Source organism: Azospirillum humicireducens, from assembly GCF_001639105.2.
In the GTDB taxonomy this organism is placed as follows: Bacteria; Pseudomonadota; Alphaproteobacteria; order Azospirillales; family Azospirillaceae; genus Azospirillum; species Azospirillum humicireducens.
In genome coordinates, this window is record NZ_CP028903.1 from 335,232 (window position 1) to 348,090 (window position 12,859).

Consider the following 12,859-nt stretch of genomic DNA (forward strand, 5'->3'; position numbering starts at 1 on the left):
CTCGACGGCGAAAGCCAGGGGCCGCAACGGCCGGGAAGACGTCCGGGGCCGCGGTTCAAATGCACGGCAATCCGGATGGGACATGGATTGACGCCAAAGGGTTATCCGGGCAGGGTAGGATCACATAAAACTTTGCGCATAAGGCGTAACGGTTACATCATGCTGAGTTCCTTCATCGTCGTGACCGGCGGCGATTCCCGCTACCATCCGCTGATCCGCGAGCTGATCGCCTCGCTGCGGGCTTTGAAGCCGGCGGCGGACTGCCCCGTCGGCGTGATCGATGCCGGGCTGACCGAGGAACAGATCGCGGAGTTGAAGGCGCAGGGCGCCGCGGTGGTGACGCCGCCCTGGCCGGTCAGCATTCCGGCGCACAAGCTGCGCAACCGCATTCACCTGAAGGCCAACCTCGCCAAGCTGCATCTGCCGACCTACTTCCCCGGCTACGACACGGTGATCTGGATCGACGCCGATGCCTGGGTGCAGGATTGGGAGGCGGTGGAAATGCTGAGGCGGGGGGCGGCGCTGAACCGTTTCGCCATCGTCGCCCAGTTCGGCCGCTTTTCGGAGACGGAGCTGCGGCTGGACTGGCTGTTCGGCCGCTTCGCCCGCGTGCGGTCCATCCTGTTCAAGAACTCCAGCCGCGCCGGCCTGACGACGGCGGAATGCCGTGCGCTGGCGACCCGCCCGACGCTCAATGCCGGCGCCTATGCACTGAAGGCCGACGCGCCGCATTGGGAGGCGTTCCAGCGCTGGCAGAAGCGGGTGCTGCGCAAGGGCCGGCTGTTCACGTCGGACCAGCTGGCGATGGCCGGCGCCATCTATCTGGACGGGCTGCCGGTGGAACTGCTGCCGGAATGGTGCAATTACATCGGCCCCTGGCGCTTCGATCCGGAGCGGCGGGAGCTGGTGGAGTACTACCTGCCCAACCGCCGCCTCGGCATCGTCCACATGGCCGGCGAGGACGCCATGCGCGCCGACCCGGCGGTGCTGCGCCCGGTGCTGGACATGCAGGACCGCCCCCACCAGCTGAGCCTGCGCTATCCGGCCTGGAAAGCGGCGGCGGAACAGGTGACGGAGACTGCATGATCCCCCGGCAGTCCGGGAAAATGCGCAGTCACGTCACTTTACTCACCCCCATCAGCCTGAGCTGATTTCCCGTGATGAATTTGCTCATCTGGTAATAGAATTCCCAGGCATTGGTATTTGGATCACGAATACCAAATGTCGTAGCGTTTGCCGCAGCTTTTCCAGGCAGATTCATGTAAACGTTGGCATCGACAATGCCGTCGTCCAAACCCATACCTTCAAGAACACGCTTCTGCTTGATGCGTGGATTTTGCTGCCCGAACATATTGATGTGGGCGACACGGCGCGTACCGTCACCAGCCGGCGGAGCAATACCGAAACTGCAGCCGTCCATTTTGACGGTGAACATGAAATCGGCCAGATTTCCAACAACAATCTCGCAAGTTCCACTTTGTTTATACGGGCACCAGTAAGCAAGGATTTTACCTTTGCTTCGATCTGGAATCAAATTATATACGTTGATTTTCTTAATCCCCATCGGGAATTTTCCGAAGTAAGATCTACTTAACTGAAAATTGAAGAGAAATAGATTGAAATCAACGTTCGGGATGTTTGACGGCGCAATCACAATATTGTTCTTCATGAATTTCAGAGGATTTTTTGCAAATTCTTCTTCCGGAGTCATTGATTCTTCTTCCTCAAAATTAGAAATTTTCACCCGCACAAGCGATGAAGGCCGCGCAGAAAAGAACCACCCAAAGCTGCATCCGATAGTGCCATAGCACAGATACGCTCGTCGCCTCTCCTCGATGCAAGTACCCGATGGTAAATTCTTCATCGACAATCGACCAGCCGCGCGAGATCCCGCACCGCAAGGTCGAGCGCACCCGGATCGTGGGCGGCAAACCCCAGAAGCAGGCCATTCCCGGCGGCGGTTCCGGAGTCCCGGTAATAGCCGGACAGGCAGGGCGTGGTCAGGCCGATGCGGGCCGCGCGCTGAGCCAGGACATGATCTGGACAGCCCGGTGGCAGGCGGAGCAGGACATGCAGGCCGGCCTCCCCGGCCTCGGCGGTGGCGAGACCTGCGAAGGCACCCGTGATGGCCTCGAGGAAGGCGGCGCGCTTGGCGGCATAGAGCGCGCGCATCGTGCGCAGATGCGAGGCGAAATGGCCGTCGGCCAGGAACCGGTACAGGGCCGCCTGCGGCACCACGCTGGTCCCGCCGTCGAAATGGCGGCGCGCGGCGTGCACCGGCTCGACCAGATCGGGCGGCACCACGACATAGCCGAGCCGCAGCGCCGGGAACATCACCTTGCTGAAGCTGCCGACATAGATGACACGCCCGGCACCGTCCAACCCCTGGAGAGCGGCCAGCGGCGGGCCGGCATAACGGAACTCGCTGTCGTAATCGTCCTCGACGATCCAGGCGTCTCGGGCCGCCGCCCAGTCCAGCAGGCGCAGGCGGCGCGCAAGGCTCATCGTCACGCCCAAGGGGAATTGGTGAGAGGGGGTGACCAGCGCCAGCCGGGCGCCGGCCCCTTGGGCCATGCCGGCGGCGACGTCGATCCCCTCCCCGTCCACCGGCACCGGGACCAGCCGCGCCCCGGCCCCCAGCAGGGCAGCGCGGTTGCCGGGCCAGCCCGGCTCCTCCACCCAGGCCTCATCGCCGGGGTCGAGCAGCAGTTGCGCCAACAACGCCAACCCCTGCTGCGCGCCGGACACGATGACGACCTGCTCCGGTTCGCAACGGACGGCACGGACGGCACGCAGATAGGCGGCGATCTCCGCCCGCAACGGAGCGTGGCCGAGCGGATCCGGCTCGGTCGCCAGCGTCCGCCCGCCCTGGCGCCAGCAGCGGCCGAGAAGCTGCGCCCACAGGGCGAAGGGAAAGACGCCGAGGTCCGGCGTGCCGAGCGCGAAAGGCCGCCCCACCCGGTCGCGGGCAATGGCCGGCGCCTCGGCCAACACACGGCCACGGACGGACAGGCCGACACCCCGGCGGACCTCGTCGCGGGCGGGAATGCTGCCGGGCGCCGCATCGGGAAGGGAGGCGGCGACGAAGGTGCCGGCACCCACACGCCCGGTGACGTAACCCTCCGCCAGCAGCGTGTCATAGGCGGTCACCACCGTGTTGCGCGACAGCCCCCAGTCGGCGGCGAGTGCCCGGCTGGGCGGCAGCCTTTCCCCCGGGCGCAGCCGGCCGTCCAGCACCGCCTGCCGCAGCGCGCGGTAGAGTTGGCGGTGCAGCGGCTCTGCCCCGGCCCGGTCGAGCGCCACCGGTCCAAGGCTGGAGAGAACCGGAGCTGCCGCGCGGGCCATGGCGATCCTCCAAAGGGACAAGCGAATTGGTCCCTATGGAATCGACATTCCGGACCTTTTGAGACAACCATTTTGCCGGCCATTCTGGGGCATCGCAACAGTTCCGGCTCCGAGCACGCCCATGACCAGCCTTCTCGCCGATACATCCGCCGCCACGTCTCCCACTGCGCTGGCACAGACGCCACGTACCCGGCCGGTTCGGCTGGGCGACCGCGGCAGCCATGACGTCGCCCTGATCCATGCCATCATCGACGAGGCGCCGATCTGCCACGTCGGCTTCGTCGATGACTCCATCAAGGGCCAGGGCACCCCCTCGCCCATGGTGATTCCGACGGTTCCCTGGCGCGTGGGCGACGAGTTGATGATCCACGGCGCCTCGTCCAGCCGGATGATCCGCCGGCTGCAGGAGGGGGGTGAGGCCTGCATCACGCTGTCGCTGATCGATGGCTGGGTGCTGGCGCGCTCGGCCTTCCATCACTCCGTCAATTACCGCTCGGTCATGCTGTTCGGCCGGCCGCGGCTGGTGTCGGAGGAGACGGAGAAGCGCGCCGCCCTCGATGCGCTGATGGAAAAGATCGAGCCGGGCCGCAGCGCCAAGGTGCGGGCGCCCAACGCGCAGGAACTGAAGGCGACCAGCGTTCTGGCCTTCCCGATTGCCGAGGCATCGGCCAAGCGGCGCTCCGGCCCGCCGTCCGACGATCCGGAGGATATGGCCCACCCGGTGTGGGCCGGCGTGGTGCCCCTGCGGCTGACCGCCGGCGAACCGGAACAGGATCCGGCCCAAGCCGCGGGCTGAGGCGCAGGCGAAGCTTGCAACCGAAAAAGAAAAAGGCCGCGACCGGGAAGCCCGGCGCGGCCTTTTTCTTTGCGGTTTCTCCCGCAGGCGGGAAGGCCGTTCCGAAACCCCCGGAGCGGCCCCCTGCCCAACCGTCCTTAGGACGACGGAGCGTTCAGCAGGCGCGGCAGGATCTGCGCACGACGGTTGGACGGCTCACGCACGTTCGGGCCGGTCTGGACCAGCAGCTGGCTCTCGCCCTTGCCTTCGGTGGTGATGTTGGCAGCCTGGATGCCCTTGGCGACCAGAGCCTTCTTGACCGCGTCGGCACGACGCAGCGACAGCTTCTGGTTGTAAGCCGGCGAGCCCGACGTGTCGGTGTGGCCGACGACGTGGATCTTGGCGCCACCGTTCTTCAGGATGGCCGACACCGCGTCACCGATCACGCGATCGGCGGCCGGGGTGATGGTCGACTTATCCCAGTCGAAGAACACCAGATATTCGCTCTGAACCGCGGCGACGGCGGCCGGAGCCGGAGCGGCAGCGGCCGGCGGGCACGGATAGCTGCCCTGATGGATGACATAGCCGCCGCCGGAGGTGCGGGCGGCGACGCCTTCCTTGACCTGACCGTTCCAGCCGAGGACCGGGTTGCACCACTGGGTGCCCTTGCCGACCAGGCTCGCGTCCTGGGCATTGGCGGCAGCCGTCAGGCCGAAAGCGACGATGGCGGCCGGAATGGCAGCCAGACCCGCGCGAACAATAGTCTTCATTGTCTTCACTCCCTTCCAGAACCCTTCCCCATCAGAGTGCCTGCGGGGGATGAACCTATCAATCGAAGCATCCGCCCATGTTCAAGCGCGGCGACGACCTTCCCAACATGTGGTGCCGGATTATGTTCCAGCACCTCAGCCGATTGGCCGAACCGTACCTGTTCTTGGACCTATGCTCCACTTCCATAGCAGCTTTTCCGGTAGGTTTCCGCCAAATCCGTGTAGCGGTGGCCGATAACCGGAAAAACCGCGAGATCGCGTTCCGTCAGCTCGCGAACCGGTCTAGCAGGGCTGCCGGCCCACAAGAATCCGGACGTCACCCGTTTTCCAGGGGTCACCAGAGCACCGGCGGCGACCATCGCCCGCGACTCGACATGGGCCCCATCCAGGATGCAGGCCTTCATGCCGATGAAGCAGCCGTCTTCCAGCGTGCAGGCGTGCAGCATCGCCATATGGCCGACGGTGATGTCGTCACCGATGTAGGTGCCCTGCCCTTCAGCGGCCACGTGGATCACGGTGCCGTCCTGAATGTTGGTGCGAGCGCCGATTCGGATCTCGTTGATGTCTCCACGCACGGTGCAGCCGTACCAGATGCTGCTGTTCGCCCCGATCACGACATCACCGATCACCGCCGCCGTTTCCGCGATGAACGCGGTCGGGTCGATGGTGGGCAGAATGCCGTTGAAGGCGCGGACAAGGCCGGTCATCAGGTCGTACCGAAATCGTGCATGACGGGCCGGATTGAAGCACCGTAAGGCTTGAGGCACCACCTGATTTCGCATTGACAGGGCAAAGCAAATCCCGATTGGTGCCTCCGTGCAACAGTGCGGAAAGCGGGCCACAACGCTGTCACAGCCCGCTTGCGGAGTTGTTACGGGAAAAGCGGCGCCTGATCGATGCCGGTCGTCTCGCCCAGCCCCATCATGACATTCATGTTCTGGATGGCCTGACCCGACGCGCCCTTCACCAGATTGTCGATCACCGACACGATGATGGCGCTGCGCGGTGCGCGGTCGGCGACCACGCCGATCAGATTGTGGTTGGACGCCCGGACATGGCGCGTCGCCGGCACCACGCCGGCCGGGGTCACGCCGACGAAGGGCTCGTCGGCATAGCGGGCGGCGAGCGTCGCGCGCAGGTCGTCGGCGGTGACGCCGTCGGCCATGCGGACATAGATGGTCGCCATCATGCCGCGGTTCATCGGCACCAGATGCGGGGTGAAGGAGACGGTGACCGGACGGCCGGCGGCCAGCCGCAGCTCCTGCTCGATCTCCGGCATATGGCGGTGGTGGCCGACGCCATAGGCGTTGAAGCCCTCCGACACCTCGGTGAACAGGTTGGCCTGCTTGGCGTCGCGGCCGGCGCCCGACACGCCGGACTTGGCGTCGATGACGATGCCGCCCGGCTCGATCTGGTTTTCCATCAGCAGCGGCAGCAGCGGCAGCAGCGAGCAGGTCGGGTAGCAGCCCGGATTGGCCACCACCCGCGCCTTGCGCACGCCCTGGCGGTTGAACTCGGTCAAGCCGTAGGCAACCTCCTTCTGGAGGTCGACGGCGCGATGCTCATGCCCGTACCAGGTGGCGTATTCGGCCGGGTCGCTCAGACGGAAATCGGCAGACAGATCGACCACCTTCAGCCCACTGGGCAGGCCGGCGATGACCTCCTGCGTGGTGCCGTGCGGCAGGGCGCAGAAGATGAAGTCCAGGCCGTCCCACTTCAGCTCTTCGATCTTCACCAGATCGGGCAGGCCATAGCCGCCCAGATGCGGGAACACCTCCGCCATCGGCTTGCCGGCCTGTCGTTCGGCGGTCAGCGCGGCGATCTCCACATTCGGGTGGCGCAGCAGCATGCGCACCAGTTCGGCGCCGGTGTAACCGGAAGCGCCCAGGATGCCGACGCGGATTTTGGAACCGCCGGGAGTGCTGCCGAGAATGCTGGTCGAGGCCATGGAGGCAATGTCCTTCGCTGAAGACGGTCTGAAGACGGGTGAAACCTGTATCCGGGATAAGCGAAAGCGTGATGACAGAACAAAAAGAAAGGGGCGCCCCTTTCGGGACGCCCCTCGCTTGTACCGTAAAGGCGCGGGCCCGTGTAGGGATTAGCGCTTCGAGAACTGGAAGCTGCGGCGGGCCTTGGCGCGGCCGTACTTCTTACGCTCGACCGTACGGGCGTCGCGGGTCAGGAAGCCGGCGGCCTTCAACGGCGGGCGCAGGGCCGGCTCGAAGTAGGTCAGCGCCTTGGAGATGCCGTGACGCACGGCACCGGCCTGGCCCGACAGACCGCCGCCGGCGACGGTGGCGACGACGTCGAACTGGTCCAGACGCTCGGTCACGCCGAACGGCTGGGCGATCATCATGCGCAGAACCGGACGGGCGAAATAGACCGACTGGTCGCGGCCGTTCACGGTGACCTTGCCGGTGCCCGGCTTGATCCACACGCGGGCGACGGCGTCCTTGCGCTTGCCGGTGGCGTAGGCGCGGCCCTGGGCGTCCAGCTTCGGAGCGGCCAGCTCTTCGGTGACGGTCGCGGTGGCGGCGGCGCCCGTCAGATCCTTCAGGCTGGAGAGGGTGGTGGTGACCTGAGCCATGCTTACGCGCTCCGCTTATTCTTCGGGTTCAGGGCGCCGATGTCGAGGGCGACCGGCTGCTGCGCATCGTGCGGATGCGTGGCGCCCTTGTAGACCTTGAGATGGGTCATCTGCTGGCGGCCGAGCGGACCGCGCGGAACCATACGCTCCACGGCCTTCTCGATCACACGCTCCGGATACTTGCCGTCCAGGATCTGGCCCTTGGAACGGCCCTTGATCCCGCCCGGATAGCCGGTGTGCCAGTAGAAGATGTCGGCGTCGCGCTTGTTGCCGGTCAGCTTCACCTTCTCGGCATTGATAACGACGACATGGTCGCCGCAATCCATGTGCGGGGTGTAGGTCGGCTTGTTCTTGCCACGCAGGATGTTCGCCAGGATGCTGGCGAGCCGGCCGAGAACGAGGCCGTCGGCGTCGACGACGTACCACTTCTTCTCGATTTCGGTCGGCTTCAGATTGAAGGTCTTCATCGCCACACTCGTTTCTTCGAATACGGATCGGCAAGCCGCCGATACCGGGGCGCCGAAGCGGACGGCTTTCTACGTGCAGAGACACACTTCTGTCAACGGAAAAATTTCCATTTGGAATCAATGAGTTACGAACGCGGTAACAGGATACCCGATCCTCAAACCTATTGATTTTAAACGGATTTTTCCGAGCCCTCGGCAATACGGTAATGGGATACCGCGAGGGCGACCGGGTCGTGAGGGGGAATGGAGTAGGTGCCGGTGACATGGGCAACCGGCTCCGGATCGCCTTCGGAAAACAGCAGGATCTCGCCATAGGCCAGCCGCTTGCCCAGCTTCAGGACGCGCGCCTCGGCGATGATGGCGACGGGGGGTGGACGGCGCAGGAAGTTGATGGTCATGCTGGTGGTCACAGCCAACTCCACCCGCCCGATCAGGCTCAGGACCGCGCCATAGAGTGCCACATCGGCCAGCCCGAACATGGCAGGCCCGGTGACCGTGCCGCCTGGACGGACGAAATCGTCCTTGTAGGGCAGGCGCAGGCGGATCGTGCCGGCACCCAGGCTGTCGACGACGATGCCGAAGTTGCCGACCAAGGGAACCCCTTCGCGGATCAACTCCTCCAGCTCCTCCTTCGCCATGGCGGGAACGGAAGCTGCAGCGGGGGTGTCGGCGGCGGACATGATGCCTCTATCGGTGATCTTTGCTTGACCACCGGACTGTGCGCCATCCGCGCCATCCCGACAAGTATGGTGCTACTCGGTGGGCTTCTGATCTGCCGGGACCGGATTCGCGGGCTCGGGCGGCGTCACGGGCGCAGCGGCAGCGGGAGAATTGTCGGTCGGGGCGGTCAGGCGGATGGGGCCGCCGCCGCTGGCGGGCTGCGCCGCGCTTGTGGTGGACTGCTCGGCCGGAGGGGGAGCCGGCTCGGCGGGCGGGGCGAGAGGCACCGCCTTGATGTCCGATTTCGGCGCCTCGGGCTTCGGGAGATCCGGCTTCGCAACGTCGGCCTTGGGAGCATCGGCCTTGGCCGGTTCGGGATCGGCAGGGGTGGAATAGTCCGGCACGATGCGGGCCTGGCTGCCGGTGATGACCAGGACCTTCTGGCCGATGGGCAGCGGCTGCGGCTCCTTCTGGGTCAGCGACAGCAACTCGCCGTTCGATTTGCGGACGATGTATTCCCAGCCGGTGGTGTCGCCGGCGATATGCTCCATCGCCGTGCCCAGCAGACCGCCGATCGCCGTGCCGCCGACGGTGCCGAGGGCTGCATTCATGCCACCGCTGCCAACCTGCGCCCCCAGGATGCCGCCGGCCGCGCCGCCGCTGACGGCGCCGACGGTGCCGTTGGCGCTGATCGCCACCTGACGGAATCCGACCACGACCGCCGGTTCCACCTTGTTGGCCTGCTGGACCGCGCTGGAGGAGTAGGTGTTGGGCGAATAGTCGGAGCTGCAGGCGGCAAGACCGCCGGCCGCGGCGATGAACAGGCAAAGGGAAACCGATCGGAGCACGGGAGGGGTTCCATCCGTATTGAGACCCGTCCTGTCTCTTACGGCAAAGCAAGCCCGCTCGTCACCGGGCAAAATCCGGACAGGACCGGAAGTCTGCATTGCGGTGCGGCGATGTCCGGTGACCGAACGTCGTCAACCGCGGCGACCCTGCGCTGATGGACAGGCATCGTCACAACCGGAAGCAACCACGATGAACGATGCGTCGATGCAGGGAAAGCCGGAAAACGATACGGCCGAGTCCGGCAAGCCGGCGGTCGGCCGACGCAAGCGCCTGGCATAATGCTGTCGGTGCTCGGTTGAATGCCTGCCCGCACGGACGGCCGAGCTTTCGACGCCCCACGGCTTTGGTCCTACCCCGACGGGACAGGCGGCCGGTCCTTTGGCTGGCGGACCGGACGGGAGGTGCCCCGACCAGGACACGGACGCACGGTTGCCGGAGGTGGGTTGCGCCGCGGAAATGACGGGATGACCCGCTGCACCTCCCCAGCAAAAGACATCCCCGCCATGAAATCCGCCCTGCCCGGCCCGCTGGGCGCCTTGACCGTCCTGGTCCTTCTGCTGGCAGGTCTGACCGCCTGGCGCCGGGCCGGGCCGGAGGATCTGACCGGTTGGCGCAATGAACGGCTGGCCGCTTTTCAAGCCTGGCAGGCCGCCGCACCGGCGCACGGGACCTGGGACCATCCCGACGCGCCGGTGCTGGTGACGGTGCCGGCCGGCAGTTACCTGCAGGGTGCGCCGGAAACTGAGCAGGAACGCTTTGCGGACGAGTCGCCGCAACGGCGGGTGTCGATCGGGGCTCCATTCGCACTCGGCATGTATCCGGTCACCCGCGGCGAGTACGCCCGCTTCGTCGAGGACAGCGGATACCTGTCGCGGACCGTCTGCCGCGGCTACACCGGCGAGACCGAACTGGCGCCACGCTGGCATTTCTCCTGGCGCCGTCCGGGCTTCGACCAGACGAACCAGGACCCTGCCGTCTGCATCAGCTGGTACGACGCCAATGCCTATGTGGACTGGCTCAGCCGCCGGACCGGCCACGCCTATCGCCTGCCGACCGGGGAGGAATGGGAGTATGCGGCCCGTGCCGGCACCCGGACCGCCCGCTGGTGGGGCGACGATCCTGCGGCAGGATGCGACGCGGCGAACGGCGCCGACCTGAGCGCCAAGGATCGCTTCACCGACTGGGAGGTGGCGAACTGCCGCGACGGCGCCCTGTTCACTGCCCCCGTCGGCAGCTATCGGCCCAACGGCTTCGGCCTCTACGACATGCTGGGCAATGTCTGGCAATGGGTGGAGGACTGCGCGGCGGACGGATCGGCAGGGTCCGGCGAGACTTGCCCGCGCCGGCTGATGCGCGGCGGGTCGTGGCACAGCCACCCACGCTATGTCCGCTCCGCCGTGCGGCGGGCGGATGGAGCGGAGAGCGGGTATGCCGCCTACGGCTTCCGCGTCGTCCGCGACCCGTAAGCCGCGGACGGCGCCCCTGCCGCTTGCGCCGGGTCCTTTCCCGGCTGCCGCTCACTGCATGGCGGCGTCGAGTTTGGCTTTCCACAGACCGCTGGTCAGCGCCTTGGTCATCCAGGCATCGACGGCCTGCTTCAGCTCCGGGTCCTTGCGCAGCAGGTAGGCGTTCTCGAAATGGGTGAAGGGAGCCGCGACCGGGACGGCACAGAGCACGCCGGCGTTCAGCTTCGCCTGCATGTCGGCTTCGATGCCGTCGGTGACCATGACGTCGGCCTTGCCGGCGGCGATCTGTCCGAAGATGGTCTTGTTGTCGGGCCAGACCTCGATCGGCGCCTTGGTGAAGGTGGCGCGGGCAAACTTCTCGTTGGTGCCGCCGGGATTGACGACGACGCGGGTGGTCGGCTGGTCGATCTTCTCGACGGACGTGAATTTCTCCGTGTCGGCGCAGCGGGCGATCGGGCGCTTGCCGTCGCTGACGTTGGGAACGGAGAAGTCGCCCACAGCGGCGCGATCGGGATTGACGGTGATCCCGCCCAGCGCGATGTCGAACCTCTCCGCCTTGAAGTCCTCCATCAGCGTTTTCCAGCTGGTCTGCACGAACTCCACCCGGACGCCCAGCGCGGCTCCCAATTCCTTCGCCATCTCGATGTCGGCGCCCACCAGAGCGCCGTCGGCCCCCTTGTAGCTGAAGGGCTTGTAATCGCCGGTGGTGCCGACCCGGATCACCCCGGCCTGCCGGATCGTCTGCAGCACGCTGTCGGCCGCAAAGGCCGCCGGAACCATGGTGATGGTCGCGGCAATCATAGCGGCGGCCGTCAAAAGAGCCTTCATTCTGATCCCCTGTCGTTGGTCGTCTTCTGTCATTCTTCGCTGCGGTCGTCTTCCCGGCCGCCTCCCGTCACGGGAGTGCGCCAGTATGACGCCGGGTTGGGAGAATGCATGGTCGGAAAATGCCGATCTGCCATGGGTTCGCAGCAGATCATTGCGCGATCCCGGCCTTTCCCGAGCAATTCCTCCCGCGGCCCGTCGATGCCATGTTCAGACGCGCAGCACGGCCAGCCCCGACAATCCCTGTACCGCATGGTCGAGGAAGGCCCGCACCCGGCCGGGCATCAGCCGCGCCGTCGGCACCACGACATGGACCGGCAGAGGGGCCGGCTCGGCATGCGGCATCAGGCGTACGAGGGTTCCGGCGGCGATGTCGTCCGCCGCCTGATAGGACAGCGACCGGGCGATGCCATGCCCGTCGCGCGCGGCGAGCAGCGCCGGCTCGATATGGCTGACCGCCAGCCGCGGGGTGACCCGCACCACCCGTTCCCGCCCGTCGACCAGAAAGCGCCAGTCCGGCGGACCGGGCCGGGCCATGGACAGGATGATGTCGTGGCCGGCCAAATCCTCCGGCATCGAGGGCGTGCCGCGCCGCGCCAGATAGCCGGGGCTGGCGATCAGATAGCGCCCGACCTGCCCCACCCGCCGGGCGACGAGGTTGGAGTCGGGCAGCGGGCCGATGCGGATCGCGACGTCCAGGTCCTCCTCGATCAGATCGAGATTGCCGTCGGACAGCACCAGCTCGACCCGGATGTCGGGGAAGGCGCGCATGAAGTCGAGGACCAGCGGCGTCACATGCTTGCGCCCGAACATCACCGGAGCGGTGACGCGAAGCCGCCCGCGCAGCGGCCGGTCGGTGCCGGTGGCGGCCAGCGCCTCGTCATAGTCGGCGAGCAGCCGGCGCGCCTGCTCGGCCAACCGCCGCCCGGCGTCGGTGGGCGCGAGATTGCGGGTGGTCCGCTCGATCAGCCGCAGGCCCAGCCGCTCCTCCAGCCCCGACAGCGCGCGGGTGACGGCGGGGGCCGAGCGTCGCAGCCGCTTGGCCGCACCGGCGAGGCTTCCGGCCTCCAGGATCGCGACGAAGATCGCCAGTTCGTCCAGTCGGTCCACGATTC

The 12,859-nt window shown here is 66.4% G+C and carries 14 protein-coding genes; 3 read left to right on the forward strand and 11 right to left on the reverse strand.

Annotation, left to right across the window (positions count from 1 at the left end):
- Window positions 1–159: 159 nt before the first annotated feature.
- Window positions 160–1,086, forward strand: coding sequence for a glycosyltransferase (locus A6A40_RS19290; RefSeq protein ID WP_108547519.1), 927 nt, complete (start codon window positions 160–162; stop codon window positions 1,084–1,086).
- Window positions 1,087–1,114: 28 nt separating this feature from the next.
- On the opposite strand, the gene A6A40_RS30455 is transcribed toward A6A40_RS19290, so the two are convergent.
- Together A6A40_RS30455 and pdxR are read right to left on the reverse strand one after the other, a co-directional pair.
- Window positions 1,115–1,711: a hypothetical protein gene (locus tag A6A40_RS30455; protein ID WP_146191592.1), complete on the reverse strand. Its 597-nt coding sequence runs from the start codon at window positions 1,709–1,711 to the stop codon at window positions 1,115–1,117.
- A gap of 149 nt (window positions 1,712–1,860) precedes the next feature.
- Complete coding sequence (gene pdxR, locus A6A40_RS19295; protein ID WP_108547520.1) at window positions 1,861–3,345, reverse strand: MocR-like pyridoxine biosynthesis transcription factor PdxR; 1,485 nt, start codon at window positions 3,343–3,345, stop codon at window positions 1,861–1,863.
- 121 nt (window positions 3,346–3,466) lie between these two features.
- Between pdxR and A6A40_RS19300 the strand changes: the two genes are divergently transcribed.
- Window positions 3,467–4,141: a pyridoxamine 5'-phosphate oxidase family protein gene (locus A6A40_RS19300; RefSeq protein WP_108547521.1), complete on the forward strand. Its 675-nt coding sequence runs from the start codon at window positions 3,467–3,469 to the stop codon at window positions 4,139–4,141.
- Between the two features lie 137 nt (window positions 4,142–4,278).
- On the opposite strand, the gene A6A40_RS19305 is transcribed toward A6A40_RS19300, so the two are convergent.
- From A6A40_RS19305 to A6A40_RS19335, 7 genes are all read right to left on the reverse strand, one after another.
- The gene (locus A6A40_RS19305; RefSeq protein WP_108547522.1) at window positions 4,279–4,890 is read right to left on the reverse strand and encodes an OmpA family protein; all 612 of its coding nucleotides are present in this window, start codon (window positions 4,888–4,890) and stop codon (window positions 4,279–4,281) included.
- A 170-nt stretch (window positions 4,891–5,060) separates the two neighbouring features.
- Window positions 5,061–5,597, reverse strand: coding sequence for a gamma carbonic anhydrase family protein (locus A6A40_RS19310; protein ID WP_108547523.1), 537 nt, complete (start codon window positions 5,595–5,597; stop codon window positions 5,061–5,063).
- Between the two features lie 164 nt (window positions 5,598–5,761).
- Complete coding sequence (gene argC, locus A6A40_RS19315) at window positions 5,762–6,838, reverse strand: N-acetyl-gamma-glutamyl-phosphate reductase (protein ID WP_108547524.1); 1,077 nt, start codon at window positions 6,836–6,838, stop codon at window positions 5,762–5,764.
- A gap of 150 nt (window positions 6,839–6,988) precedes the next feature.
- Entirely contained in the window at window positions 6,989–7,477 is a 489-nt protein-coding gene (rpsI, locus tag A6A40_RS19320; protein ID WP_014187881.1) for a 30S ribosomal protein S9, read from the reverse strand.
- A 2-nt stretch (window positions 7,478–7,479) separates the two neighbouring features.
- Window positions 7,480–7,944, reverse strand: coding sequence for a 50S ribosomal protein L13 (gene rplM / locus A6A40_RS19325; RefSeq protein WP_014187880.1), 465 nt, complete (start codon window positions 7,942–7,944; stop codon window positions 7,480–7,482).
- Between the two features lie 170 nt (window positions 7,945–8,114).
- Window positions 8,115–8,624 carry a PaaI family thioesterase gene (locus A6A40_RS19330; RefSeq protein ID WP_236783899.1) on the reverse strand — a complete coding sequence of 170 codons (510 nt, stop codon included), beginning with the start codon at window positions 8,622–8,624 and terminating at the stop codon, window positions 8,115–8,117.
- 72 nt (window positions 8,625–8,696) lie between these two features.
- Window positions 8,697–9,452, reverse strand: coding sequence for an outer membrane lipoprotein (locus A6A40_RS19335; protein ID WP_108547525.1), 756 nt, complete (start codon window positions 9,450–9,452; stop codon window positions 8,697–8,699).
- Between the two features lie 504 nt (window positions 9,453–9,956).
- On the opposite strand from A6A40_RS19335, the gene A6A40_RS19340 reads away from it, so the two are divergent.
- Window positions 9,957–10,919 (forward strand): formylglycine-generating enzyme family protein, encoded by a 963-nt coding sequence (locus A6A40_RS19340; protein ID WP_108547526.1) that lies wholly within the window; start codon window positions 9,957–9,959, stop codon window positions 10,917–10,919.
- Between the two features lie 51 nt (window positions 10,920–10,970).
- On the opposite strand, the gene A6A40_RS19345 is transcribed toward A6A40_RS19340, so the two are convergent.
- Both A6A40_RS19345 and A6A40_RS19350 read right to left on the reverse strand, forming a co-directional pair.
- Window positions 10,971–11,747 carry a transporter substrate-binding domain-containing protein gene (locus A6A40_RS19345; protein ID WP_108547527.1) on the reverse strand — a complete coding sequence of 259 codons (777 nt, stop codon included), beginning with the start codon at window positions 11,745–11,747 and terminating at the stop codon, window positions 10,971–10,973.
- Window positions 11,748–11,954: 207 nt separating this feature from the next.
- Window positions 11,955–12,854, reverse strand: a complete 900-nt coding sequence (locus A6A40_RS19350) for a LysR family transcriptional regulator (protein ID WP_108547528.1) — start codon at window positions 12,852–12,854, stop codon at window positions 11,955–11,957.
- Between the last annotated feature and the right edge of the window lie 5 nt (window positions 12,855–12,859).

Excerpts from the sequence above, each read along its gene's own strand:
- A6A40_RS19345 (WP_108547527.1), bottom strand. The coding sequence starts at position 11,747 with ATGAAGGCTCTTTTGACGGCCGCCGCTATGATTGCCGCGACCATCACC.
- A6A40_RS19305 (WP_108547522.1), bottom strand. The coding sequence starts at position 4,890 with ATGAAGACTATTGTTCGCGCGGGTCTGGCTGCCATTCCGGCCGCCATC.
- A6A40_RS19290 (WP_108547519.1), top strand. The coding sequence starts at position 160 with ATGCTGAGTTCCTTCATCGTCGTGACCGGCGGCGATTCCCGCTACCAT.
- argC (WP_108547524.1), bottom strand. The coding sequence starts at position 6,838 with ATGGCCTCGACCAGCATTCTCGGCAGCACTCCCGGCGGTTCCAAAATC.
- rpsI (WP_014187881.1), bottom strand. The coding sequence starts at position 7,477 with ATGGCTCAGGTCACCACCACCCTCTCCAGCCTGAAGGATCTGACGGGC.
- pdxR (WP_108547520.1), bottom strand. The coding sequence starts at position 3,345 with ATGGCCCGCGCGGCAGCTCCGGTTCTCTCCAGCCTTGGACCGGTGGCG.
- rplM (WP_014187880.1), bottom strand. The coding sequence starts at position 7,944 with ATGAAGACCTTCAATCTGAAGCCGACCGAAATCGAGAAGAAGTGGTAC.
- A6A40_RS19310 (WP_108547523.1), bottom strand. The coding sequence starts at position 5,597 with ATGACCGGCCTTGTCCGCGCCTTCAACGGCATTCTGCCCACCATCGAC.
- A6A40_RS19300 (WP_108547521.1), top strand. The coding sequence starts at position 3,467 with ATGACCAGCCTTCTCGCCGATACATCCGCCGCCACGTCTCCCACTGCG.
- A6A40_RS30455 (WP_146191592.1), bottom strand. The coding sequence starts at position 1,711 with ATGACTCCGGAAGAAGAATTTGCAAAAAATCCTCTGAAATTCATGAAG.
- A6A40_RS19330 (WP_236783899.1), bottom strand. The coding sequence starts at position 8,624 with ATGTCCGCCGCCGACACCCCCGCTGCAGCTTCCGTTCCCGCCATGGCG.
- A6A40_RS19340 (WP_108547526.1), top strand. The coding sequence starts at position 9,957 with ATGAAATCCGCCCTGCCCGGCCCGCTGGGCGCCTTGACCGTCCTGGTC.